27 protein-coding genes are annotated in these 25,557 nt (G+C 50.5%); 21 read left to right on the forward strand and 6 right to left on the reverse strand.

Going from position 1 to position 25,557, the window contains the following annotated elements:
- The 12 genes from nadD to lipA all read left to right on the forward strand — a co-directional run bounded on the left by nadD (position 1) and on the right by lipA (position 11,324).
- Entirely contained in the window at positions 1 to 642 is a 642-nt protein-coding gene (nadD, locus tag ATB02_RS15470) for a nicotinate-nucleotide adenylyltransferase (RefSeq protein WP_032183614.1), read from the forward strand.
- Between the two features lie 23 nt (positions 643 to 665).
- Positions 666 to 1,277 carry an adenosylcobalamin/alpha-ribazole phosphatase gene (locus tag ATB02_RS15475; RefSeq protein WP_105271864.1) on the forward strand — a complete coding sequence of 204 codons (612 nt, stop codon included), beginning with the start codon at positions 666 to 668 and terminating at the stop codon, positions 1,275 to 1,277.
- A 259-nt stretch (positions 1,278 to 1,536) separates the two neighbouring features.
- Complete coding sequence (gene rsfS, locus ATB02_RS15480) at positions 1,537 to 1,854, forward strand: ribosome silencing factor (RefSeq protein ID WP_001161664.1); 318 nt, start codon at positions 1,537 to 1,539, stop codon at positions 1,852 to 1,854.
- Positions 1,855 to 1,857: 3 nt separating this feature from the next.
- A complete protein-coding gene (gene rlmH, locus ATB02_RS15485; protein WP_000776104.1) occupies positions 1,858 to 2,325 on the forward strand; it encodes a 23S rRNA (pseudouridine(1915)-N(3))-methyltransferase RlmH in 468 nt (155 codons plus the stop codon).
- Between the two features lie 30 nt (positions 2,326 to 2,355).
- Complete coding sequence (gene mrdA / locus ATB02_RS15490) at positions 2,356 to 4,257, forward strand: peptidoglycan DD-transpeptidase MrdA (RefSeq protein WP_000776191.1); 1,902 nt, start codon at positions 2,356 to 2,358, stop codon at positions 4,255 to 4,257.
- Between the two features lie 2 nt (positions 4,258 to 4,259).
- Positions 4,260 to 5,372, forward strand: a complete 1,113-nt coding sequence (gene mrdB, locus ATB02_RS15495) for a peptidoglycan glycosyltransferase MrdB (protein WP_000131719.1) — start codon at positions 4,260 to 4,262, stop codon at positions 5,370 to 5,372.
- A 10-nt stretch (positions 5,373 to 5,382) separates the two neighbouring features.
- Positions 5,383 to 6,471, forward strand: coding sequence for an endolytic peptidoglycan transglycosylase RlpA (rlpA, locus tag ATB02_RS15500; RefSeq protein ID WP_001231428.1), 1,089 nt, complete (start codon positions 5,383 to 5,385; stop codon positions 6,469 to 6,471).
- A gap of 139 nt (positions 6,472 to 6,610) precedes the next feature.
- Positions 6,611 to 7,822, forward strand: coding sequence for a D-alanyl-D-alanine carboxypeptidase DacA (dacA, locus tag ATB02_RS15505; protein WP_001092082.1), 1,212 nt, complete (start codon positions 6,611 to 6,613; stop codon positions 7,820 to 7,822).
- Positions 7,823 to 7,931: 109 nt separating this feature from the next.
- Positions 7,932 to 8,195, forward strand: coding sequence for a DUF493 family protein YbeD (ybeD, locus tag ATB02_RS15510; RefSeq protein WP_000850550.1), 264 nt, complete (start codon positions 7,932 to 7,934; stop codon positions 8,193 to 8,195).
- A 100-nt stretch (positions 8,196 to 8,295) separates the two neighbouring features.
- On the forward strand, positions 8,296 to 8,937 hold the full coding sequence (lipB, locus tag ATB02_RS15515; protein WP_105271865.1) for a lipoyl(octanoyl) transferase LipB: 642 nt from the start codon (positions 8,296 to 8,298) through the stop codon (positions 8,935 to 8,937).
- Between the two features lie 259 nt (positions 8,938 to 9,196).
- Entirely contained in the window at positions 9,197 to 10,150 is a 954-nt protein-coding gene (locus tag ATB02_RS15525; protein ID WP_105271866.1) for a YbeF family transcriptional regulator, read from the forward strand.
- Between the two features lie 208 nt (positions 10,151 to 10,358).
- Positions 10,359 to 11,324 (forward strand): lipoyl synthase, encoded by a 966-nt coding sequence (gene lipA / locus ATB02_RS15535; protein ID WP_000042632.1) that lies wholly within the window; start codon positions 10,359 to 10,361, stop codon positions 11,322 to 11,324.
- Between the two features lie 100 nt (positions 11,325 to 11,424).
- Here the strand turns inward: lipA and tatE are convergent, their stop codons facing one another.
- A complete protein-coding gene (gene tatE, locus ATB02_RS15540; protein ID WP_000503931.1) occupies positions 11,425 to 11,628 on the reverse strand; it encodes a twin-arginine translocase subunit TatE in 204 nt (67 codons plus the stop codon).
- Positions 11,629 to 11,756: 128 nt separating this feature from the next.
- Positions 11,757 to 12,545: a deaminated glutathione amidase gene (locus tag ATB02_RS15545; RefSeq protein ID WP_001305561.1), complete on the reverse strand. Its 789-nt coding sequence runs from the start codon at positions 12,543 to 12,545 to the stop codon at positions 11,757 to 11,759.
- A 95-nt stretch (positions 12,546 to 12,640) separates the two neighbouring features.
- Here ATB02_RS15545 and crcB point away from each other — a divergent pair, with 95 nt between their 5' ends.
- A complete protein-coding gene (gene crcB / locus ATB02_RS15550; RefSeq protein ID WP_032183608.1) occupies positions 12,641 to 13,024 on the forward strand; it encodes a fluoride efflux transporter CrcB in 384 nt (127 codons plus the stop codon).
- Between the two features lie 53 nt (positions 13,025 to 13,077).
- On the opposite strand, the gene cspE is transcribed toward crcB, so the two are convergent.
- Complete coding sequence (gene cspE, locus ATB02_RS15555; protein ID WP_000034825.1) at positions 13,078 to 13,287, reverse strand: transcription antiterminator/RNA stability regulator CspE; 210 nt, start codon at positions 13,285 to 13,287, stop codon at positions 13,078 to 13,080.
- Between the two features lie 174 nt (positions 13,288 to 13,461).
- Positions 13,462 to 14,022 (reverse strand): lipid IV(A) palmitoyltransferase PagP, encoded by a 561-nt coding sequence (pagP, locus tag ATB02_RS15560; RefSeq protein WP_032183607.1) that lies wholly within the window; start codon positions 14,020 to 14,022, stop codon positions 13,462 to 13,464.
- 588 nt (positions 14,023 to 14,610) lie between these two features.
- Between pagP and dcuC the strand changes: the two genes are divergently transcribed.
- On the forward strand, positions 14,611 to 15,996 hold the full coding sequence (dcuC, locus tag ATB02_RS15570) for an anaerobic C4-dicarboxylate transporter DcuC (RefSeq protein WP_105271867.1): 1,386 nt from the start codon (positions 14,611 to 14,613) through the stop codon (positions 15,994 to 15,996).
- A 40-nt stretch (positions 15,997 to 16,036) separates the two neighbouring features.
- Here the strand turns inward: dcuC and dpiA are convergent, their stop codons facing one another.
- Positions 16,037 to 16,717, reverse strand: coding sequence for a two-component response regulator DpiA (gene dpiA, locus ATB02_RS15575; protein WP_000126500.1), 681 nt, complete (start codon positions 16,715 to 16,717; stop codon positions 16,037 to 16,039).
- Positions 16,686 to 18,344, reverse strand: a complete 1,659-nt coding sequence (gene dpiB / locus ATB02_RS15580; protein ID WP_105271868.1) for a sensor histidine kinase DpiB — start codon at positions 18,342 to 18,344, stop codon at positions 16,686 to 16,688. Before dpiB ends, dpiA begins: the two co-directional genes overlap by 32 nt.
- A 379-nt stretch (positions 18,345 to 18,723) precedes the next feature.
- On the opposite strand from dpiB, the gene citC reads away from it, so the two are divergent.
- Genes citC through citT form a run of 7 tightly spaced genes read left to right on the forward strand, consistent with a single transcriptional unit; the run spans position 18,724 to position 25,463 of the window.
- Positions 18,724 to 19,782 carry a [citrate (pro-3S)-lyase] ligase gene (citC, locus tag ATB02_RS15585; RefSeq protein ID WP_000467704.1) on the forward strand — a complete coding sequence of 353 codons (1,059 nt, stop codon included), beginning with the start codon at positions 18,724 to 18,726 and terminating at the stop codon, positions 19,780 to 19,782.
- Positions 19,783 to 19,796: 14 nt separating this feature from the next.
- Positions 19,797 to 20,093 carry a citrate lyase acyl carrier protein gene (gene citD, locus ATB02_RS15590; RefSeq protein WP_000700703.1) on the forward strand — a complete coding sequence of 99 codons (297 nt, stop codon included), beginning with the start codon at positions 19,797 to 19,799 and terminating at the stop codon, positions 20,091 to 20,093.
- Complete coding sequence (gene citE / locus ATB02_RS15595; RefSeq protein ID WP_000622357.1) at positions 20,090 to 20,998, forward strand: citrate (pro-3S)-lyase subunit beta; 909 nt, start codon at positions 20,090 to 20,092, stop codon at positions 20,996 to 20,998. The genes citD and citE overlap by 4 nt, the downstream gene beginning before the upstream one ends.
- 10 nt (positions 20,999 to 21,008) lie before the next feature.
- On the forward strand, positions 21,009 to 22,541 hold the full coding sequence (citF, locus tag ATB02_RS15600) for a citrate lyase subunit alpha (RefSeq protein ID WP_000192245.1): 1,533 nt from the start codon (positions 21,009 to 21,011) through the stop codon (positions 22,539 to 22,541).
- 3 nt (positions 22,542 to 22,544) lie between these two features.
- A complete protein-coding gene (gene citX, locus ATB02_RS15605; protein WP_000550422.1) occupies positions 22,545 to 23,096 on the forward strand; it encodes a citrate lyase holo-[acyl-carrier protein] synthase in 552 nt (183 codons plus the stop codon).
- The gene (citG, locus tag ATB02_RS15610; RefSeq protein ID WP_000062467.1) at positions 23,071 to 23,949 is read left to right on the forward strand and encodes a triphosphoribosyl-dephospho-CoA synthase CitG; all 879 of its coding nucleotides are present in this window, start codon (positions 23,071 to 23,073) and stop codon (positions 23,947 to 23,949) included. Before citX ends, citG begins: the two co-directional genes overlap by 26 nt.
- 50 nt (positions 23,950 to 23,999) lie before the next feature.
- A complete protein-coding gene (gene citT / locus ATB02_RS15615; RefSeq protein WP_000050323.1) occupies positions 24,000 to 25,463 on the forward strand; it encodes a citrate/succinate antiporter CitT in 1,464 nt (487 codons plus the stop codon).
- Positions 25,464 to 25,557: the final 94 nt, after the last annotated feature.

The raw sequence follows: 25,557 nt of genomic DNA on the forward strand, positions 1-25,557 counted from the left end.
ATGAAATCTTTACAGGCTCTGTTTGGCGGCACCTTTGATCCGGTGCACTATGGTCATCTTAAACCCGTGGAAACGCTGGCGAATTTGATTGGTCTGACGCGGGTCACAATCATCCCTAATAATGTTCCTCCGCATCGTCCCCAGCCGGAAGCAACCAGTGTGCAGCGTAAACACATGCTTGAACTGGCGATTGCCGACAAGCCACTGTTTACCCTTGATGAACGCGAGCTAAAGCGCAATGCTCCCTCTTACACTGCACAAACACTGAAAGAATGGCGGCAGGAACAAGGGCCAGATGTGCCGCTGGCATTTATTATTGGCCAGGATTCACTGCTCACCTTTCCAACCTGGTACGAATACGAAACGATACTCGACAATGCACATTTGATCGTCTGTCGGCGTCCCGGTTACCCACTAGAAATGGCGCAACCGCAATACCAGCAATGGCTGGAAGATCATTTGACACATAACCCGGAAGATCTCCATCTTCAGCCTGCCGGTAAAATTTATCTGGCTGAAACGCCATGGTTTAACATCTCGGCGACCATCATCCGCGAACGGTTGCAAAACGGTGAATCGTGTGAGGATTTATTGCCGGAACCGGTACTGACTTACATTAACCAACAAGGCTTGTATCGCTGATACCTGTCGTTACGGAGGGCATGATGCGACTGTGGTTAATTCGTCATGGCGAAACGCAAGCGAATGTCGATGGTCTGTACAGCGGTCATGCGCCCACGCCCCTGACCGCACGCGGTATTGAGCAAGCGCAAAATCTGCATACGCTGCTACATGGTGTTTCCTTTGACCTGGTTTTATGCAGTGAACTGGAACGGGCACAGCATACCGCGCGACGGGTTCTCAGTGACCGCCAGATCCCCGTGCAAATCATCCCTGAACTCAACGAAATGTTTTTTGGCGACTGGGAGATGCGACATCATCGCGACCTCATGCAAGAAGATGCCGAAAACTATAGCGCATGGTGCAATGACTGGCAGCATGCTATCCCCACGAACGGTGAAGGATTTCAGGCATTTTCACAACGTGTGGAACGGTTTATCGCAAGGCTTAGTGAATTTCAGCACTATCAGAATATTTTAGTCGTCAGCCATCAGGGTGTACTGAGTCTGTTAATCGCTCGTTTAATTGGCATGCCTGCCGAGGCTATGTGGCATTTTCGCGTTGACCAGGGGTGTTGGAGCGCCATTGATATCAACCAAAAATTCGCGACGCTACGCGTCCTCAATAGCCGTGCCATCGGGGTCGAGAATACATGACTTTTCTGTTTTTTTACGGGTAAGCCGCAACGACCATTGACAGCCCCGGGCAGGCTGATATTCTCCGCAGCCAGACTTTTTTCGCCAGACACGACTTTGTAGAAATTGTTTTACAAAAATGGCGATGCAATCTGCGGCGCGGGGTGGGATGATAGCCCACTTTCGAAAGCCGATTCGGCGACAATTGTCCCGAAATCGCCTCTGGTTCAGGTATACTGACAGACCATTTTTATCTATTTGATTCACCCAGGGGGAAAACTTGCAGGGTAAAGCACTCCAGGATTTTGTTATCGACAAAATTGATGACCTCAAAGGTCAGGACATCATCGCCTTAGACGTTCAGGGCAAATCCAGCATCACCGACTGCATGATCATCTGTACGGGTACGTCCAGCCGTCATGTTATGTCCATTGCTGACCACGTTGTGCAGGAGTCTCGCGCAGCGGGCCTGTTACCGCTCGGCGTAGAAGGTGAAAACAGCGCCGACTGGATTGTCGTGGATTTGGGCGATGTGATTGTCCATGTCATGCAGGAAGAGAGCCGTCGCCTGTATGAACTGGAAAAACTCTGGAGTTAATGCGTGAAGCTGCAACTTGTCGCCGTGGGAACGAAAATGCCGGACTGGGTACAAACCGGTTTTACCGAGTACCTGCGTCGTTTTCCGAAAGATATGCCCTTCGAGCTGATTGAAATTCCGGCCGGAAAACGCGGCAAGAATGCGGACATCAAGCGCATACTCGACAAAGAGGGTGAGCAGATGTTGGCGGCCGCAGGCAAAAACCGCATTGTCACCCTCGATATTCCAGGCAAGCCCTGGGATACGCCGCAGTTAGCCGCTGAGCTGGAACGCTGGAAACTGGATGGTCGCGACGTCAGTCTACTGATTGGCGGGCCTGAAGGGTTGTCGCCTGCCTGCAAAGCGGCGGCGGAGCAGAGCTGGTCGCTGTCGGCGCTTACCCTTCCCCATCCGCTGGTTCGCGTGCTGGTCGCAGAGAGTCTGTACCGGGCGTGGAGCATCACCACCAACCATCCTTATCACCGTGAGTGATAAGGGAGCTTTGAGTAGAAAACGCAGCGGATGAAACTACAGAACTCTTTTCGCGACTATACGGCAGAGTCCGCGCTGTTTGTGCGCCGGGCGCTGGTCGCCTTTTTGGGGATTTTGCTGCTGACCGGCGTGCTTATAGCCAACCTGTATAATCTGCAAATTGTTCGCTTTACCGATTACCAGACCCGATCTAATGAAAACCGCATTAAGCTGGTGCCTATCGCGCCCAGCCGCGGCATTATCTACGACCGTAACGGTATCCCTCTGGCACTTAACCGCACTATCTACCAGATAGAGATGATGCCGGAGAAAGTCGATAACGTGCAGCAAACGCTGGACGCTTTGCGCAGCGTGGTTGATCTGACCGATGACGATATTGCTGCATTCCGAAAAGAGCGCGCACGTTCACACCGTTTCACCTCCATTCCGGTGAAAACTAACCTGACTGAAGTACAAGTGGCACGCTTTGCCGTCAATCAGTACCGTTTTCCGGGTGTCGAAGTTAAAGGCTATAAGCGTCGTTACTATCCTTACGGTTCGGCGTTGACCCACGTCATCGGCTATGTGTCGAAAATCAACGATAAAGACGTCGAACGCCTGAATAATGACGGCAAACTGGCCAACTATGCGGCAACGCATGATATCGGTAAGCTGGGCATTGAGCGTTACTATGAAGACGTGCTGCACGGTCAGACCGGTTATGAAGAGGTTGAAGTTAACAACCGTGGGCGTGTTATCCGCCAGTTAAAAGAAGTGCCACCGCAAGCCGGACACGATATTTACCTGACGCTGGATCTCAAACTCCAGCAATATATTGAAACGCTGCTGGCGGGTAGCCGCGCAGCGGTGGTAGTCACCGATCCGCGTACAGGTGGGGTGCTGGCGCTGGTTTCCACGCCTAGTTATGACCCAAACCTGTTTGTTGACGGTATCTCCAGCAAAGATTATTCCGCCTTGCTGAACGACCCAAATACACCGCTGGTGAACCGCGCCACACAGGGGGTTTATCCTCCCGCGTCTACAGTTAAACCCTATGTAGCGGTTTCGGCATTGAGCGCAGGAGTGATCACGCGTAATACGACGCTGTTTGACCCAGGCTGGTGGCAACTGCCAGGTTCGGAAAAACGTTATCGTGACTGGAAAAAATGGGGCCACGGGCGTCTGAATGTCACAAGATCGCTGGAAGAATCTGCGGATACCTTCTTCTATCAGGTGGCCTACGATATGGGAATCGATCGCCTCTCCGAATGGATGGGTAAATTCGGTTATGGTCATTACACCGGTATCGACCTGGCGGAAGAACGTTCCGGCAACATGCCTACCCGCGAATGGAAACAGAAACGCTTTAAAAAACCGTGGTATCAGGGTGACACCATTCCGGTTGGTATCGGTCAGGGTTACTGGACAGCGACCCCAATCCAGATGAGTAAGGCACTGATGATCCTGATTAATGACGGTATCGTGAAAGTTCCACATTTGCTGATGAGCACCGCTGAAGACGGCAAACAGGTGCCATGGGTACAACCGCATGAACCGCCCGTCGGCGATATTCATTCCGGTTACTGGGAGCTGGCAAAAGACGGTATGTACGGTGTTGCTAACCGCCCTAATGGTACGGCGCATAAATACTTTGCCAGCGCACCGTACAAAATTGCAGCAAAATCCGGTACGGCTCAGGTCTTCGGCCTGAAAGCGAACGAAACCTATAATGCGCACAAAATTGCCGAGCGTTTACGTGACCACAAACTGATGACCGCCTTTGCGCCATACAACAATCCGCAAGTCGCTGTCGCCATGATTCTGGAGAACGGCGGTGCGGGTCCGGCGGTTGGTACGCTGATGCGCCAGATCCTCGACCACATTATGTTGGGTGATAACAACACCGATCTGCCTGCGGAAAATCCAGCGGTTGCCGCAGCGGAGGACCATTAATCATGACGGATAATCCGAATAAAAAAACATTCTGGGATAAAGTCCATCTCGATCCCACAATGCTGCTGATCTTACTGGCATTACTGGTTTACAGCGCCCTGGTTATCTGGAGCGCCAGCGGTCAGGATATTGGCATGATGGAGCGTAAAATAGGCCAAATCGCGATGGGCCTGGTCATCATGGTGGTGATGGCGCAAATTCCTCCACGCGTTTATGAAGGCTGGGCCCCCTATCTCTATATCATCTGTATTATTTTGCTGGTGGCAGTAGATGCTTTTGGTGCCATCTCTAAAGGCGCTCAACGCTGGCTGGACCTCGGTATCGTTCGTTTTCAGCCGTCGGAAATTGCCAAAATAGCCGTACCACTGATGGTAGCGCGCTTTATCAACCGCGACGTTTGCCCGCCGTCGTTGAAGAACACAGGCATCGCGCTGGTGCTGATATTTATGCCCACGCTGCTGGTGGCTGCGCAGCCTGACCTGGGGACATCAATCCTCGTTGCGCTTTCCGGTCTGTTTGTACTGTTCCTCTCTGGCCTTAGCTGGCGTCTGATTGGCGTCGCAGTAGTGCTGGTGGCGGCGTTCATTCCTATTCTGTGGTTCTTCCTGATGCATGATTACCAGCGCCAGCGCGTAATGATGCTCCTGGACCCGGAATCAGACCCACTCGGCGCGGGCTATCATATTATTCAGTCTAAAATTGCTATTGGCTCCGGCGGATTACGCGGCAAAGGCTGGCTGCACGGTACTCAGTCACAGCTTGAATTTCTCCCCGAACGCCATACTGACTTTATTTTCGCGGTACTGGCGGAAGAGCTGGGATTAGTGGGCATTTTGATTCTGCTCGCCCTCTACATTCTGCTGATCATGCGCGGGCTGTGGATAGCCGCCAGAGCGCAAACCACCTTTGGTCGCGTCATGGCTGGCGGCTTAATGCTGATATTATTCGTTTATGTCTTCGTAAATATTGGTATGGTAAGCGGTATTCTGCCGGTTGTAGGGGTTCCGCTCCCACTGGTCAGTTATGGAGGATCGGCACTAATTGTGCTGATGGCTGGGTTTGGGATTGTTATGTCAATCCACACCCACAGGAAAATGTTGTCGAAAAGCGTGTAAGAGGTGCGCAATGCGTAAGCAGTGGCTCGGGATCTGCATCGCGGCAGGAATGCTCGCGGCATGTACAAGCGATGATGGTCAGCAACAGACGGTAAGTGTACCGCAGCCTGCGGTATGTAACGGCCCCATAGTTGAAATTAGCGGGGCGGACCCGCGTTTCGAACCACTGAACGCGACGGCAAATCAGGATTACCAGCGCGATGGTAAAAGCTACAAAATCGTGCAGGATCCATCTCGATTTAGCCAGGCGGGACTGGCCGCAATCTATGACGCCGAACCAGGCAGTAACCTGACGGCCTCTGGCGAAGCATTCGATCCGACACAGCTGACAGCGGCCCATCCAACGCTTCCGATCCCCAGCTACGCCAGAATCACTAACCTGGCTAACGGGCGAATGATCGTGGTGCGCATTAATGATCGCGGTCCTTACGGCAACGACCGCGTTATTTCGCTTTCTCGCGCGGCAGCTGACCGTCTTAACACGTCAAACAACACCAAAGTTCGTATCGATCCGATTATTGTCGCCCAGGATGGTTCGCTTTCTGGTCCTGGTATGGCCTGTACCACAGTTGCCAAACAGACTTACGCCCTGCCTGCCCCTCCCGATTTAAGCGGTGGCGCGGGAACAAGTTCAGTGTCTGGCCCGCAGGGTGACATTCTTCCGGTCAGTAATTCGACGCTAAAAAGCGAAGATCCGACCGGCGCGCCGGTAACCAGCAGCGGTTTCCTCGGTGCACCAACGACGTTAGCGCCTGGTGTGCTGGAAGGCAGCGAACCAACACCTGCGCCACAGCCCGTTGTTACAGCTCCCTCGACAACGCCTGCAACCTCGCCTGCAATGGTGACACCGCAAGCCGCCTCGCAAAGCGCTAGCGGCAACTTTATGGTGCAAGTTGGGGCCGTAAGCGATCAGGCGCGTGCGCAACAGTACCAACAGCAACTGGGACAGAAGTTCGGCGTCCCCGGTCGCGTAACTCAAAATGGCGCGGTCTGGCGGATCCAGCTTGGCCCATTCGCCAGCAAAGCCGAAGCCAGTACCTTGCAGCAACGTTTGCAAACCGAAGCCCAATTACAGTCATTTATTACCACCGCGCAGTAGCGTAAAGCAGGCATCTGATGTGTCAATTTCTGTAAATGACGTTAACAAAGTCACGCGGAAAGTCAGATGCCTGCCGGTAGTGCATTTGCTATAGTAGGGCACTTTTTTTAATTCCATCACGGATGTCGTAGTTCAGACCATGAATACCATTTTTTCCGCTCGTATCATGAAGCGCCTGGCGCTCACCACGGCTCTTTGCACAGCCTTTATCTCTGCTGCACATGCCGATGACCTGAATATCAAAACTATGATCCCGGGTGTACCGCAGATCGACGCGGAGTCCTACATCCTGATTGACTATAACTCCGGCAAAGTGCTCGCCGAACAGAACGCAGATGTCCGCCGCGATCCTGCCAGTCTGACCAAAATGATGACCAGTTACGTTATCGGCCAGGCAATGAAAGCCGGTAAATTTAAAGAAACTGATTTAGTCACCATCGGCAACGACGCATGGGCCACCGGTAACCCGGTATTTAAAGGTTCTTCGCTGATGTTCCTCAAACCGGGCATGCAGGTTCCGGTTTCTCAGCTGATCCGCGGTATTAACTTGCAATCGGGTAACGATGCTTGCGTCGCCATGGCCGATTTTGCCGCTGGTAGCCAGGACGCTTTTGTTGGCTTGATGAACAGCTACGTTAACGCACTGGGCCTGAAAAACACTCACTTCCAGACCGTGCACGGTCTCGACGCTGACGGTCAGTACAGCTCCGCGCGAGATATGGCGCTGATCGGCCAGGCGTTGATCCGTGACGTACCGAATGAATACTCGATCTATAAAGAAAAAGAATTTACGTTTAACGGTATTCGCCAGCTGAACCGTAACGGCCTGTTATGGGATAACAGCCTGAATGTCGACGGCATCAAAACCGGACACACTGACAAAGCAGGTTACAACCTTGTTGCTTCTGCGACTGAAGGCCAGATGCGCTTGATCTCTGCGGTGATGGGCGGACGTACTTTTAAAGGCCGTGAAGCCGAAAGTAAAAAACTGCTAACCTGGGGCTTCCGTTTCTTCGAAACCGTTAACCCACTGAAAGTAGGTAAAGAGTTCGCCTCTGAACCGGTTTGGTTTGGTGATTCTGATCGCGCTTCGTTAGGTGTTGATAAAGACGTGTACCTGACCATTCCGCGTGGCCGCATGAAAGATCTGAAAGCCAGCTATGTGCTGAACAGCAGTGAATTGCATGCGCCGCTGCAAAAGAATCAGGTCGTCGGTACTATCAACTTCCAGCTTGATGGCAAAACGATCGAACAACGCCCGCTGGTTGTGCTGCAAGAAATCCCGGAAGGCAACTTCTTCGGCAAAATCATTGATTACATTAAATTAATGTTCCATCACTGGTTTGGTTAAAAATCGAACACTTGAAAGTGTAATTTCCGTCCCCATATACTAAGCATCAGTAAAAAACTCCCGCCTTCTGGCGGGAGTTGCTATTTAATTACGTTACGCCGGAGCTGACATGAAAACCAAACTTAACGAACTGCTTGAATTCCCTACTCCTTTTACTTACAAAGTTATGGGGCAGGCGTTACCTGAGCTGGTTGATCAGGTGGTTGAAGTGGTACAGCGCCATGCGCCAGGTGACTACACTCCAACGGTAAAACCAAGCAGCAAAGGCAACTACCACTCGGTATCTATCACTATCAACGCGACTCATATCGAACAGGTTGAAACACTGTATGAAGAACTGGGCAAAATCGATATTGTCCGCATGGTTCTGTAACTCGCTTCTCCGTTACCCGGCTCCTGGTCGGGTAACTCCCCTCTCCTCGCTGTGATATACTTTTCCCCCACTTTTACTCATTCTCCACGGAGATGCCGTTTTGTATCAGGATAAAATTCTTGTCCGCCAGCTCGGTCTTCAGCCTTACGAGCCAATTTCCCAGGCTATGCATGAATTCACCGATACCCGCGATGAAAGTACCCTTGATGAAATCTGGCTGGTCGAGCACTATCCGGTATTCACCCAAGGGCAGGCAGGAAAAGCGGAGCACATTTTAATGCCGGGCGATATTCCGGTGATCCAAAGCGATCGCGGTGGGCAGGTGACTTATCACGGGCCGGGGCAACAGGTGATGTATGTGTTGCTTAACCTGAAACGCCGTAAACTCGGTGTGCGTGAACTGGTGACCTTGCTCGAGCAAACAGTGGTGAATACCCTGGCTGAACTGGGTATAGAAGCACATCCTCGGGCTGACGCGCCTGGTGTCTATGTCGGGGAAAAGAAAATTTGCTCACTTGGCTTACGTATTCGGCACGGTTGTTCATTCCACGGTCTGGCATTAAACGTCAATATGGATCTTTCGCCATTTTTACGTATTAATCCTTGTGGGTATGCCGGAATGGAAATGGCTAAAATATCACAATGGAAACCCGAAGCGACAACTAATAATATTGCACCGCGTTTGCTAGAAAATATTTTAGTGCTACTAAACAATCCCGACTTCGAATATATTACCGCTTAATTACATACATCAATGGCCCAATTTACACTGGGTCATTACTCATAATACCTGCTAATGCTTTACTTCTCCTTCGCGTTTGTATATTTTCTTTATCACTTGCAGAAATGCGATGCAATGCTTCGCTCCGTAACTCACCCCATTGATTAACTTATTGAAATAGTTGACTATGGTGAGCAAAAGCGTTCCATTCAAATTAGATATAAGATTATTGTAATTTTTTTAAATATTATTTTTCCATGAATAAAATTGGAGTAAGTGCGTGGATAGTAATAATCAAATTGAACCCTGTTTAAGCAGAAAGTCGTCAGAAGGTAAACCACAAATATTTACAACCTTACGAAATATTGATCTTAATCTTCTGACTATTTTTGAAGCTGTATATGTGCATAAAGGGATCGTTAATGCAGCGAAAGTGCTTAATCTGACACCCTCGGCAATCAGTCAGTCTATTCAGAAACTGCGCGTTATATTCCCTGACCCATTGTTTATTCGCAAAGGCCAGGGCGTCACTCCTACTGCATTTGCAATGCATTTGCATGAGTATATCAGTCAGGGCCTTGAATCCATTCTCGGCGCGCTGGATATCGAAGGAAGCTATGATAAGCAACGAACGATAACTATCGCGACCACCCCCTCGGTCGGAGCCCTGGTCCTTCCTGTCATCTATCGCGCGATTAAAACTCATTATCCGCAGCTTTTACTGCGCAACCCCCCTATCAGCGACGCGGAAAGCCAACTCAGTCAGTTTCAAACCGATCTCATCATTGATAACATGTTCTGCACCAATCGTACGGTACAACATCATGTTCTGTTCACCGACAATATGGTGTTAATTTGCCGCGAGGGAAATTCGCTACTCTCCTTACAAGATGACAGAGAGACTATCGAAAACGCTGCACATGTACTCCTGTTACCGGAAGGGCAAAATTTCAGCGGTTTGCGGCAGAGAGTTCAAGAGATGTTTCCGGACCGACAAATCAGTTTTACCAGCTACAACATTCTCACAATCGCTGCACTGGTTGCCAACAGTGACATGTTAGCGATTATTCCCAGCCGTTTTTATAATCTGTTTAGCCGTTGCTGGCCGCTGGAAAAGCTGCCTTTTCCGTCCTTAAATGAGGAGCAAATTGATTTCTCTATCCACTACAACAAATTCAGCCTGCGCGATCCCATCCTGCACGGGGTAATAGATGTTATCCGTAATGCATTTTGAAAAAGTATTGTTACAGCCAGATCACAGCGAAGAACGAAAAAATGGCACAATCCAACAACAATTTTACATTTTCGCGACCGCTTTGGCTGCTTTCAGGTCCGTTTCAATGATATACTGCCAGTCGTTAATTCAAAAATAGTTGATAATTACAACAATCTATTGAATTGAAACGCTTTCCTTCGTAATTCGCAACTGGAACACGCACGCTATGAGTAAACCCATTGTGATGGAACGCGGTGTTAAATACCGCGATGCCGATAAGATGGCCCTTATCCCGGTTAAAAACGTGGCAACAGAGCGCGAAGCCCTGCTGCGCAAGCCGGAATGGATGAAAATCAAGCTTCCAGCGGACTCTACACGTATCCAGGGCATCAAAGCCGCAATGCGCAAAAATGGCCTGCATTCTGTCTGCGAGGAAGCCTCCTGCCCTAACCTGGCGGAATGCTTCAACCACGGCACAGCAACGTTTATGATCCTCGGCGCTATTTGTACCCGCCGTTGTCCGTTCTGTGACGTTGCCCACGGTCGCCCGGTAGCTCCGGATGCCAATGAACCAGTGAAACTGGCGCAGACCATTGCCGATATGGCGCTGCGTTATGTGGTTATCACCTCCGTTGACCGTGATGACCTGCGCGATGGCGGTGCCCAGCACTTTGCGGATTGCATTACTGCCATTCGGGAAAAAAGCCCGCAAATCAAAATTGAAACTCTGGTGCCGGATTTCCGCGGTCGTATGGATCGTGCTCTGGATATTCTGACCGCCACACCACCAGATGTGTTCAACCATAACCTGGAAAACGTACCGCGTATTTACCGTCAGGTACGGCCTGGTGCAGATTACAACTGGTCGCTGAAGCTGCTGGAACGCTTTAAAGAAGCGCATCCGGAAATCCCGACCAAGTCTGGTCTGATGGTGGGTCTGGGTGAAACCAATGAAGAAATTATTGAGGTAATGCGCGACCTGCGCCGTCATGGTGTGACGATGCTAACGCTGGGGCAATATTTGCAGCCAAGCCGCCATCACCTGCCTGTTCAACGTTACGTTAGCCCGGATGAGTTCGACGAAATGAAAGCCGAAGCGCTGGCGATGGGCTTTACCCATGCTGCATGCGGTCCGTTTGTCCGCTCGTCTTACCACGCCGATTTGCAGGCGAAAGGGATGGAAGTTAAGTAATCCTGTAATAATTACTTACATCTGTCTGATAAAAAACCCGCTGTTTGAAGCGGGTTTTTTGTATCGAACAAGATATTGAGGGAGCGTCCTGCTCGCCACGTCACTCTTTATGAGAGAGCTTTTCAGCCTGAAGATCAACGTCTGCGCCTTTTTTCGCCGCAGCATCGTCATCATTCATCGCCTTCTTGAACCCTTTAATGGCCGCTCCAAGGTCTCCGCCCAGCGTACGTAACTTCTTAGTCCCAAACAGCAGAACGACCAGCGCCGCAACTACCAGCAGTTTGGTAATACTAATCTCACCCATAGATACCTTCTTGACATATAACCGGCAACAGAACGCGCCTTAAAAACCAGAGAATATTAACGGTCATTCGACGCGCGCACACAATAGCAATCTGTAACAAGGTGAATCAAGCGCCGAGTAAAAAAACATCATAATAATTGCGGCGGCGCAAAGCGACGGTTGTTTAAGACGGGCAGTTGCGCGCGCACCTGACGCACACGTTCGGGCGTCACTTCCGCCATAATGAGTGCAGGCATTTCTGACGCTGCCGCAATGGTGACGCCAAAGGGATCTATAATCCGGCTTTGCCCGATATTTTTGTTCCCGCACTCCCCCGCCGCCACCATATAACAGGTGGTATCCAGCGCACGAGCGGCAAGCAACGTTGACCAGTGATGCTCTTTGAGCGGCCCGCGAACCCAGGCGGCAGGAAGTACCAGGATTTCAGCTCCCTGTAATGCCTGTGCCAGCGCCAGCTCTGGAAAGCGTAAGTCATAACAGGTCATCAGACCGACCTTCATCCCTTCCACCTCCAGTAACGGAGCTATTTCATTACCAGCATCAACATGGCGTGATTCCTGAATGGCAAATGCATCATAGAGATGCAGTTTGGCGTAACGGGCGACGATGTTTCCTGCCTGTAGCGCCACCAGCATATTCCATGCGCGCCCCGGCGTTGAAGGAACATGAATCGTCAGAATTGTCGTCATCATGTTACGTTTACTTTCTCGCCGTAAACGTCCGAGAAATTCGCCTTCCAGCAGCTGTGCTGATTTAACCGATAGATCTGCATCATGATCATCACGCGCCAACAATGCTTCCGGCAGGACAAACAGCGAAACGTCGTTTTCCGCCGCCTGCGCCATCAACGAGGCACAAATCTCAGCGTTCTTTTCCCACACAGATGTAACAGCAAACTGTCCTGCGGCAACCAGCATTGCCACCTCCTCCTGTCAGAGTCGTAAAATTCGCCAACGGCGATTATTCGGCGTTACACTTATCACTCATACAAATCAAATAGCAGGATTTTGCAGTGTTACAACTTCTTTTAGCAGTTTTTATTGGCGGTGGTACGGGAAGCGTGGCGAGATGGCTGTTAAGTATGCGATTTAACCCGCTGCATCAGGCGATTCCGATGGGGACGCTGGCTGCAAACCTGATTGGGGCATTCATCATAGGAATGGGATTCGCCTGGTTTAGCAGGATGACGAACATTGATCCAGTGTGGAAAGTATTAATCACCACCGGATTTTGTGGCGGTCTAACAACCTTCTCAACATTTTCGGCAGAAGTGGTGTTTTTGTTACAAGAGGGCCGCTTTGGCTGGGCATTACTGAACGTTTTCGTCAACCTTCTGGGGTCTTTTGCCATGACCGCACTGGCTTTCTGGCTGTTTTCGGCCTCAACCGCACACTAAAGACCAAAAAAAACCCGCTGATTAAGCGGGTTTTGAATTCTTGCTGACGTATCTTACAGAGCGATTACGTTTGCAGCAGAAGGGCCTTTGGCACCGTTAGTGATTTCGAACTCTACGCGCTGACCTTCAGCAAGAGTTTTAAAACCATTAGTCTGGATTGCAGAGAAGTGTACGAACACGTCTTTGCTGCCGTCTTCCGGAGTAATGAAACCGAATCCTTTGGACTCATTAAACCACTTAACGTTACCTTTAATCTTAGACATCAAAATTACCTTTACATGAAAAATAGACACAAATGCTGTGTCGGTTACCAGTACACCAATTGTGGTACGCTTTGTCCAGTGCAACTTTACTAAAAAGTGATAAAAGTCGCGTTATTTTTGATGTTAATTATTTTAGTCATTGATTTTAAAGAAGTTACTAAAATTTCATTTGTCTCAAAACTGAAAGCGCATCCAGGCAAAGTACACATTGCCATTGTTATAGGTACCCGGAATGTAGGTCATCTGAAAAGTCACTGGACCATAACCCACAGAGGCCAATGGCAGTAGAACCGGGAGAGGGATGTAATTCCAGTTATCGCGTGCCGTTACGCCAGCGGTGAATCCCAGTCCTAAATGAAAATTGTCATCCGCCAGCGGTCGCCAGGTACTTTCCCATCCGTATCCGGCAATCGGTTCCCATTTGTTCCACGAGTCCTTAAATGCCATGGCATACAGGCCATGCCAGTTTCCTTTTTCATCCCAACGCGACTGACCAAAACCGCCCCCCCACGGTCGCTCGTTATAGCGATCGGTTTTTTCTTTGTCGTAAGCGAAACGAGCATGCCAGGTGATGGCAGGAATATATAAATCATAATGTTCAGGCTGTTGCCAGGTTTGTGTAATATTTTCTCCAAACGTTGTCATCCACTCATCTGCGTTAGCTAAAACTTTACCAACGCTGATTAACTGAATAAAAACAAAGGAAAATATAGAGACATATTTACTCACGTTCATTTGTGACCATAAAACATTTATCAAAAATCTACTATTAGCATAGCAAAGCTACAATTAACATAACCTTAATAGCCCCAACATGAAGAATAATCTGAATAGCTGTTCTATTTATTTCCGCTTGTTCAAGATAAATATTTCCGCGCATCTATTAAAGATGATGCGTCGTTTTCTGCGATGGGAATAGTCATAAAAGAAAAAGCAAGTTGTTTCTGATAACAAAATGCAACCAAGAAAAAATTAACTTATTTTTTAATAAGATACAAAAAACATCTTAATGAAGAATATATTATATATTGTCAACCCACGCCCATTGTAGATTGTTTTTTGAGCACGCAACCGCGGCTAACACCATTGCAATTAACAAATTTGCATCAATCCACCATCAATTTACACACATTATTATGTGATAATTGCCAACCGCTAAATATGCGTTTTGTTATCTATGTATAAAAACAGCAACTTCAATGTCTTAATGGCAGTTTTTCTTGATTTTAATCAGCATTCACCGCCAATTTATTGGGCATATTTTTTCCTTAAGCTTTAGGAATTTTTTATTATTTACTTTGGGGCCTGGAGACAGGAAAAATTATGCTGACATTCATTGAACTCCTTATTGGGGTTGTGGTTATTGTGGGTGTAGCTCGCTACATCATTAAAGGGTATTCCGCCACTGGCGTGTTATTTGTCGGTGGCCTGTTATTGCTGATTATCAGTGCCATTATGGGGCACAAAGTGTTACCGTCCAGCCAGGCTTCAACAGGCTACAGCGCCACGGATATCGTTGAATACGTTAAAATATTGCTAATGAGCCGCGGCGGCGACCTCGGCATGATGATTATGATGCTGTGTGGCTTTGCCGCTTACATGACCCATATCGGCGCGAATGATATGGTGGTCAAGCTGGCGTCAAAACCATTGCAGTATATTAACTCCCCTTACCTGCTGATGATTGCCGCCTATTTTGTCGCCTGTCTGATGTCTCTGGCCGTCTCTTCCGCAACCGGTCTGGGTGTTTTGCTGATGGCAACCATGTTTCCGGTGATGGTGAACGTTGGTATCAGCCGTGGTGCAGCTGCTGCTATTTGTGCCTCCCCGGCGGCGATTATTCTCGCACCGACTTCAGGGGATGTGGTGCTGGCGGCGCAGGCTTCCGAAATGTCGCTGATTGATTTCGCCTTCAAAACGACGCTACCTATCTCAATTGCTGCAATTATCGGCATGGCGATCGCCCACTTCTTCTGGCAACGTTATCTGGATAAAAAAGAGCACATCTCTCATGAAATGTTAGATGTCAGTGAAATCACCACCACTGCTCCTGCGTTTTATGCCATTTTGCCGTTCACGCCGATCATCGGAGTGCTGATTTTTGACGGCAAATGGGGGCCGCAATTACACATCATCACTATTCTGGTGATTTGTATGCTGATTGCCTCCATTCTGGAGTTCATTCGCAGCTTTAATACCCAGAAAGTGTTCTCGGGCCTGGAAGTGGCTTACCGCGGGATGGCAGATGCATTTGCTAACGTGATGATGCTGCTGGTTGCCGCTGGGGTATTCGCTCAGGGGCTTAGCACCATCGGCTTTATTCAAAGTCTGATTTCTATCGCCACTTCGTTTGGTTCGGCGAGTATCATCCTGATGCTGGTATTGGTGATCCTGACAATGCTGGCAGCAGTCACGACCGGTTCAGGCAATGCGCCGTTTTATGCGTTTGTTGAGATGATCCCGAAACTGGCGCACTCTTCCGGCATTAACCCGGCGTATTTGACTATCCCAATGCTGCAGGCGTCAAACCTCGGTCGTACCCTGTCACCCGTTTCTGGCGTAGTCGTTGCGGTTGCCGGGATGGCGAAAATCTCACCATTTGAAGTCGTAAAACGCACCTCGGTGCCGGTGCTTGTTGGGCTGGTGATTGTTATCGTTGCTACAGAGCTGATGGTGCCGGGAACGGCAGCCGCGGTCACAGGCAAGTAAATAGTCATGCCGGAGGCAAGCTTCCTCCGGCTTTATCATGTCACCCACTGTGGTATATGCGTTGCGGTCTGCCAACTTTGCCGTGAACAATTTCAGCAATAATCAGATGGCGGCTGGCGCAATATTCAAGATAACGTCTGGCAGTGGTGCGGCTGATAGTCAGTGCCTGCGCCACCGTTTCTGCCGTATGTTGCACACCAGGCTCTTTAAACAGTTTTCGCACCGCGTTTAGCGTCAAGGGGTCAATGCCGGTCGGCAGTTCGTCTTTGGGTTCACCGCGAGCATAGGCATTAAACATCTCATCGATTTGCTTCTGGCTGGCGCTATCAATACTTTCCAGCATATGTTTACGCTGGCGGAAACGGGTTAGCGTTTGCCCCAGCCGTTCATAGGCAATTGGCTTAATGAGATAATCAAATACACCACAACGTACGGCTTCAGACACCGTTTCCATATCACTGGCTGCAGTGGTAAACACCACGTCGCCGGGATAATGCGCCTGCACCAGTTCATGCAGTAAATTAATCCCTCTACCGTCAGGAAGATAGTTATCGAGCAAGATTAGCCCCGGCTTAAAACGCTCGATCATCATTCGGGCCTGCGCCAGGTTTCCCGCCAGTAATATCTGACTGAATCCGGGAATGTGACGAATATATTCCGCATGCATCTCTGCCAGCGGCGTTTCGTCCTCAACGATCAATAGGGTTAATGGAGCTGTCATTAGGTTTCACTTTCGGAATATAGATTGAAAATAAGGTACCGCAGGGATCATTATCTTCGAGAGTGATAACACCACCGCAGCGCGTTACGTAGCTGGCAATCAAGTACAACCCAATGCCATGTTCGCCGGGCTCGTCAGCACGCGTACTGACACCCTGCTCAAATATTTTGTCTCGTAGAGACTCTGGAACGCCGCAGCCCTGATCGGCGACTTCAATCACCACATCATCGCCTTCATCGCTGAGGAATAATTCAACGATCTTGTTTCCTTCATCGCTACGCAGGCTGGCTTCGAAGGCGTTATCAAGTAAATTGCCAACAATGGCTGCAAACTCGGTGCTGTCCAGTCCTGGCGGCAGTTGCGAAAGCTGACTTCCGGGGACGATGACCATTTTTAGCCCCAGTTCGCGGGCGCGCTGCACTTTACCAAAAAGCAGCCCCGCCACCTGGCGATCGGCAAACGCCTCGCGCAGGCTATCAATAAGCTGTTGCTGGGCCTGAGACTCCCCCTGCACCATCGCCAACACGCGATCATACTCTTTCATCTGCAACAGACCATTGAGCGTCGACATCCAATTGAGATGCTCGTGTCGCAATGTGCGCAGGCTCTCGACGTATTGTTTAATTTGCGTCAGTTGTGCATTGAGGGTGGATATTTCGTCTTTACTACGAAAGCTGATAATGGCCCCCAGCAAATCATCACCAGAACGAATAGCTTCCCGGTTGGCAATAACGCTCAGACCGTTAAAGTTCGCCACCACATCCTGACGTTTTTCATCAATCTGTTTGGTAAAGAAATCGGCGGGCCTGACCACTTCAGCAATGGGTTTACCCAACCATTGCCGTCCGGGGGAACTTAGCCCCAGCATCTTTCTTGCGTTACGATTGATGGCGGTAATGTAACCGTGCGGATCCACCGCAATCAGCCCTTCATAAACCGAACTAAACAGCGCCTCTTGCTGACGGACCACGCGTGCGATTTGCTTTGGCTCCATGCCCATCATTTGCCGACGGATATGCGCGGCCAGGAACCACGACAGCAACATCAGAATCCCTAACAGCACGACAAACACGCCAGCCATCGGTAATAAAAACTCAGCCCGCCAGCTATCGATTTTACTCACCAGGTAGCCAATCGACACCACGCCGATGACTTTTCCATCGTCATCAAAGATTGGCGTTTTGGCACGCATCGCCATGCCAATTGACCCTTTCCCGGTGATAAAGTAGCTCTCCCCTTTCTCCAGCGCGCCCGGTTTGGTGAACTGCATAGGATAACCAATTTTCTCCGGATTTGGATGGTAAAGACGAATCGAGTGCCGATCGCCAATCACCACATAATCGAAATCAGTATCTCTTTGTAATTTGTCAGCGATGGTCGCCAGCCTCTTGTAGTCACGCGTTTTCACTGCGCTGATGATACTGTCATTAGAAGCAATAATTTTTGCCTGATTCATTGCCATGTCGCGCACATGAAGCGTTAAATAGTCCTCAAAACTGGCCGTAAAATATTGCGCCAGGGCTGCAATGACAAATATTGAGAACACCAGAATCAGCAAAAAGATACGCAGCGGAAATGCCAGTCTTTGGAAAAATGCAAACTGTTTATTCTCGTTAAGCTGCAACATTGTTTTCCTTGCGGGTTGTCCCGAGCCTCTTTGACGGATGTAATTAAAATGTTGAATCAAAATACATAGATATTAAATATAATCGTGGCAAATTTTATTCATTAAATCAATTAAATCACTTAAACCTGCGGGTCATTTCGTAATTACATTAATTAAAAAACTTAAAACCATTAAATAAATAAAAAACCACTAACTCTATGTGAAATAAATCAAAATTTCACGCTGCAATACTCCTTAGGATGTATAGCGAAAGGAGAAAAAGATATACCTCGATCGCCCCCCTTTCTCCCAAGTGAAAATAAAAGGTTATCAGTTTGCAACATCGAACAACATTCGTTGCAAATCGATAACAACATGCACCTTCAGGATACTATTTATTATGTTCGGCAATGATATTTTCACCCGTGTAAAACGTTCAGAAAATAAAAAAATGGCGGAAATCGCCCAATTCCTGCATGAAAATGATTTGAGCGTTGACACCACAGTCGAAGTATTTATTACCGTAACCCGCGATGAAAAGCTTATCGCGTGCGGTGGAATTGCCGGAAATATTATTAAATGCGTTGCTATCAGTGAATCCGTTCGCGGTGAAGGACTGGCGCTGACATTAGCCACTGAATTGATAAACCTCGCCTATGAGCGGCACAGCACGCATCTGTTTATTTATACCAAAACCGAATACGAGGCGCTGTTCCGCCAGTGCGGTTTTTCCACGCTGACCAGTGTACCCGGCGTGATGGTGCTGATGGAAAACAGCGCCACGCGACTGAAACGCTATGCCGAATCGCTGAAAAAATTTCGTCATCCAGGGAACAAGATTGGCTGCATTGTGATGAACGCCAATCCCTTTACGAATGGTCACCGTTATCTGATTCAACAGGCTGCAGCACAGTGCGACTGGTTGCATCTGTTTTTAGTTAAAGAAGATTCTTCACGCTTTCCCTATGAAGACCGGCTGGATCTGGTGTTAAAAGGCACCGCCGATATTCCACGCCTGACTGTGCATCGCGGCTCCGAATACATCATCTCCCGCGCTACGTTCCCTTGCTACTTCATTAAAGAACAGAGCGTCATTAACCATTGTTACACCGAAATTGATCTGAAGATTTTCCGTCAGTACCTCGCTCCCGCGCTGGGTGTAACTCACCGCTTTGTCGGTACTGAACCCTTTTGTCGCGTTACCGCCCAGTACAACCAGGATATGCGCTACTGGCTGGAAACGCCGACTATCTCCGCACCGCCCATCGAACTGGTTGAAATTGAGCGGCTGCGTTACCAGGAGATGCCGATATCCGCTTCCCGGGTACGTCAACTGCTGGCGAAAAACGATCTCACGGCTATCGCGCCGCTGGTCCCTGCAGTCACGCTGCATTATTTGCAGAACCTGCTTGAGCACTCCCGCCAGGACGCGGCAGCTCGTCAAAAGCCCCCCGCATGAGAAACAGGTGAAAAATGAAAATAAACCAGCCCGCCGTTGCAGGCACCCTTGAGTCTGGGGATGTGATGATACGCATCGCCCCACTCGATACGCAGGATATCGACCTGCAAATCAACAGCAGCGTTGAAAAACAGTTTGGTGATGCCATTCGCACCACCATTCTGGACGTTCTCGCCCGCTACAACGTGCGCGGCGTACAGCTGAATGTCGATGACAAAGGCGCACTGGACTGCATTTTACGTGCACGACTGGAAGCCCTGCTGGCACGCGCCAGCGGTATCCCGGCTCTGCCATGGGAGGATTGCCAATGATTTCCGCTTCGCTGCAACAACGTAAAACTCGCACCCGCCGCAGCATGTTGTTTGTGCCTGGTGCCAATGCCGCGATGGTCAGCAACTCATTCATCTACCCGGCTGATGCCCTGATGTTTGACCTCGAAGACTCCGTAGCATTGCGTGAAAAAGACACCGCCCGCCGCATGGTTTACCACGCGCTGCAACATCCGCTGTATCGCGATATTGAAACCATTGTGCGTGTAAACGCGCTGGATTCCGAATGGGGTGTCAACGACCTGGAAGCCGTCGTTCGCGGTGGTGCGGACGTTGTGCGTCTGCCGAAAACCGATACCGCTCAGGATGTTCTGGATATCGAAAAAGAGATCCTGCGTATCGAAAAAGCCTGTGGTCGTGAACCCGGCAGTACCGGCTTGCTGGCGGCGATTGAATCTCCGCTGGGCATTACCCGCGCAGTGGAAATCGCTCACGCTTCCGAGCGTTTGATCGGTATCGCCCTCGGTGCAGAAGACTATGTGCGCAACCTGCGTACAGAACGCTCCCCGGAAGGAACTGAACTGCTGTTCGCTCGCTGCTCCATTTTGCAGGCCGCGCGATCTGCGGGTATTCAGGCGTTCGATACCGTCTATTCTGACGCAAACAACGAAGCCGGATTCCTGCAAGAAGCCGCCCACATCAAACAGCTGGGCTTTGACGGCAAATCGCTGATCAACCCGCGTCAGATTGATCTGCTGCACAACCTCTACGCACCGACCCAGAAAGAAGTGGATCACGCCCGCCGCGTCGTAGAAGCCGCTGAAGCCGCCGCTCGCGAAGGCCTCGGCGTGGTTTCCCTGAACGGCAAGATGGTGGACGGTCCGGTTATCGATCGCGCCCGTCTGGTGCTCTCCCGTGCAGAACTTTCCGGCATCCGCGAAGAATAAGGCAATCAAAATGACGCAGAAAATTGAACAATCTCAACGACAAGAACGGGTAGCGGCCTGGAATCGTCGCGCTGAATGCGATCTTGCCGCTTTCCAGAACTCGCCAAAGCAAACCTACCAGGCTGAAAAAGCGCGCGATCGCAAACTGTGCGCCAACCTGGAAGAAGCGATTCGTCGCTCTGGTTTACAGGACGGCATGACGGTTTCCTTCCATCACGCTTTCCGTGGTGGTGACCTGACCGTCAATATGGTGATGGACGTCATCGCGAAGATGGGCTTTAAAAACCTGACTCTGGCCTCCAGCTCCCTGAGTGATTGCCATGCGCCGCTGGTAGAACACATTCGCCAGGGCGTGGTTACCCGCATTTATACCTCTGGCCTGCGCGGTCCACTGGCGGAAGAAATCTCCCGTGGTCTGCTGGCGGAACCGGTGCAAATCCACTCTCACGGCGGACGTGTGCATCTGGTACAGAGCGGCGAACTGAATATCGATGTGGCTTTCCTCGGCGTCCCGTCCTGTGATGAATTCGGTAATGCCAACGGCTACACCGGTAAAGCCTGCTGCGGCTCCCTCGGCTATGCAATGGTTGATGCCGACAACGCAAAACAGGTCGTGATGCTTACCGAAGAACTGCTGCCTTATCCGCATAATCCGGCAAGCATTGAGCAAGATCAGGTTGATCTGATCGTCAAAGTTGATCGCGTTGGCGATGCTGCAAAAATCGGCGCTGGTGCTACCCGTATGACCACTAACCCGCGCGAACTGCTTATTGCCCGTAGCGCTGCGGATGTGATTGTTAACTCTGGCTACTTCAAAGAAGGTTTCTCCATGCAGACCGGCACCGGCGGCGCATCGCTGGCGGTAACCCGTTTCCTGGAAGACAAAATGCGTAGCCGCGATATTCGCGCTGACTTCGCCCTCGGTGGTATTACCGCAACGATGGTTGATCTGCACGAAAAAGGTCTGATCCGCAAACTGCTGGATGTGCAGAGCTTTGACAGCCACGCTGCACAATCGCTGGCCCGTAACCCCAATCACATCGAAATCAGCGCCAACCAGTACGCTAACTGGGGTTCAAAAGGTGCATCGGTTGATCGTCTCGACGTGGTGGTACTGAGCGCGCTGGAAATTGACACCCAGTTCAACGTTAACGTGCTGACCGGCTCTGACGGCGTACTGCGTGGCGCTTCCGGTGGTCACTGCGATACCGCGATTGCCTCTGCACTTTCCATCATCGTCGCACCGCTGGTACGCGGTCGTATTCCGACTCTGGTGGATAACGTGCTGACCTGCATCACCCCGGGCTCCAGTGTCGATATTCTGGTCACAGACCACGGTATCGCAGTTAACCCGGCACGTCCGGAACTGGCAGAACGTCTGCAGGAAGCGGGGATCAAAGTGGTTTCTATTGAGTGGCTGCGTGAACGTGCGCGTCTGCTGACCGGTGAACCACAGCCGATTGAATTCACCGACCGCGTCGTTGCCGTTGTGCGTTACCGCGATGGCTCGGTGATCGATGTTGTGCATCAGGTGAAGGAATAAGCCATGCACCTGCTTCCTGAACTCGCCAGCCACCATGCGGTGTCAATTCCCGAGCTGCTCGTCAGCCGGGATGAAAGGCAAGCACGGCAACACGTCTGGCTCAAGCGCCATCCTGTTCCACTGGTCTCCTTTACCGTGGTTGCGCCTGGGCCGATTAAAGACAGCGAGGTCACACGCCGAATTTTTAATCATGGCGTGACAGCCTTGCGTGCCTTAGCCGCAAAACAGGGCTGGCAAATTCAGGAGCAGGCTGCACTGGTTTCCGCCAGCGGGCCGGAGGGCATGTTGAGCATTGCCGCCCCGGCTCGCGACCTCAAGCTCGCCACCATTGAGCTTGAACATAGTCATCCTCTCGGGCGGTTATGGGATATCGATGTCCTGACACCCGAAGGCGAAATTCTCTCCCGCCGCGACTATTCACTGCCGCCTCGCCGCTGCCTGTTGTGCGAGCAAAGCGCAGCTGTTTGCGCGCGTGGAAAAACCCATCAACTGACCGATTTACTCAACCGCATGGAGGCGCTGCTGAACGATGTCGATGCCTGCAACGTCAACTAAAACCACAAAGCTTGCGACGTCATTAATCGATGAGTACGCCCTGCTGGGCTGGCGCGCCATGCTGACTGAAGTCAATCTGTCACCGAAACCAGGCCTCGTGGATCGGATTAACTGCGGTGCGCACAAAGATATGGCGCTGGAAGATTTTCACCGCAGCGCGCTGGCGATTCAGGGCTGGTTACCCCGTTTCATTGAATTTGGTGCCTGTAGTGCTGAAATGGCACCAGAAGCGGTACTCCACGGATTACGCCCAATTGGTATGGCTTGCGAAGGTGATATGTTCCGCGCCACTGCGGGCGTAAACACCCATAAAGGCAGCATTTTTTCTTTAGGGCTACTGTGTGCGGCAATTGGCCGTTTGCTTCAACTCAACCAGTCGGTAACGCCAATAACCATTTGTGCGACGGCGGCAAGTTTCTGCCGTGGCCTGACCGATCGCGAACTGCGTACCAATAATTCACAACTGACGGCAGGTCAACGGTTGTACCAGCAGCTAGGCCTTACCGGTGCACGCGGTGAAGCCGAAGCGGGTTATCCACTGGTGATCAACCACGCCCTGCCGCATTACCTCACTCTGCTGGATCAGGGGTTAGATCCTGAACTGGCATTGCTCGATACCTTACTCCTACTGATGGCGATCAACGGCGATACCAACGTTGCATCGCGCGGTGGCGAGGGGGGCCTGCGCTGGCTACAGCGCAAGGCGCAAACATTATTGCAAAAAGGGGGCATCCGAACCCCCGCCGATCTCGATTATCTCCGGCAGTTCGACAGGGAGTGTATCGAACGAAATCTCAGTCCAGGCGGCAGTGCCGACCTGCTGATCCTTACCTGGTTTTTAGCACAGATTTAATTATTTAAGCACTTGATAAATTTGGAAATATTAATTTTCGGAGAACCCGTATGTCTTTAGCAAAAGATAATATATGGAAACTATTGGCCCCACTGGTGGTGATGGGCGTCATGTTTCTTATCCCTGTCCCCGACGGTATGCCACCGCAGGCATGGCATTACTTCGCTGTGTTTGTGGCAATGATTGTCGGCATGATCCTCGAGCCAATTCCGGCAACAGCGATCAGTTTTATTGCGGTTACTATTTGCGTTATTGGCAGTAATTATCTTCTCTTTGATGCCAAAGAATTAGCTGACCCAGCGTTTAATGCGCAAAAACAGGCGCTGAAATGGGGTCTGGCTGGTTTTTCCAGCACCACGGTATGGCTGGTATTTGGCGCATTTATTTTTGCATTAGGGTATGAAGTTTCCGGGTTAGGTCGTCGCATTGCCCTTTTCCTGGTGAAATTCATGGGCAAACGCACGCTGACGTTAGGTTATGCGATAGTCATTATCGACATTCTGCTGGCACCGTTTACACCGTCCAACACCGCGCGTACCGGGGGTACGGTTTTTCCGGTCATTAAAAACCTGCCGCCGCTGTTTAAATCATTCCCGAACGATCCGTCCGCGCGTCGTATTGGCGGCTACTTAATGTGGATGATGGTTATCAGTACCAGTCTGAGTTCTTCCATGTTTGTCACCGGTGCGGCACCGAACGTGCTGGGCCTGGAATTCGTCAGCAAAATTGCCGGCATCCAGATTAGCTGGTTACAGTGGTTCCTCTGCTTCCTGCCTGTTGGGGTTATCTTGCTTATCATTGCGCCGTGGCTTTCCTACGTGCTGTACAAACCGGAAATCACACACAGTGAAGAGGTGGCAACCTGGGCGGGTGATGAACTAAAAACCATGGGTGCGCTGACACGCAGAGAGTGGACGCTGATTGGCCTTGTATTGCTCAGCTTAGGTTTGTGGGTATTTGGCAGTGAAGTCATTAATGCTACTGCGGTAGGTCTGCTGGCAGTTTCGCTAATGCTGGCCCTGCACGTTGTGCCGTGGAAAGACATTACCCGCTATAACAGCGCATGGAACACGCTGGTCAACCTGGCAACTTTGGTTGTGATGGCTAATGGCCTGACTCGTTCTGGCTTTATTGACTGGTTCGCCGGTACCATGAGTACGCACCTGGAAGGATTCTCACCAAACGCAACGGTGATTGTACTGGTTCTGGTGTTCTACTTTGCGCACTACCTGTTTGCCAGCCTGTCTGCGCACACCGCAACCATGCTGCCGGTTATTCTGGCCGTCGGTAAAGGTATTCCGGGCGTACCAATGGAACAACTGTGTATCCTGCTGGTGCTGTCTATCGGTATCATGGGCTGTCTGACGCCGTATGCAACCGGTCCTGGGGTGATTATTTACGGCTGCGGCTATGTGAAATCAAAAGATTACTGGCGACTTGGTGCAATCTTCGGGGTGATTTACATCTCTATGTTGCTGTTGGTTGGCTGGCCGATTCTCGCCATGTGGAACTAATACGTTCGCCAAACGCTGAATAAATCATCACGCCCGCCAGGTAAGCCCACCTGGCGGGCTTTTTTATGATTTAATAGATAGTATTCAGTGTATG

The sequence above is a fragment of the Escherichia sp. MOD1-EC5189 genome (assembly GCF_002966045.1).
In the GTDB taxonomy this organism is placed as follows: Bacteria; Pseudomonadota; Gammaproteobacteria; order Enterobacterales; family Enterobacteriaceae; genus Escherichia; species Escherichia coli_F.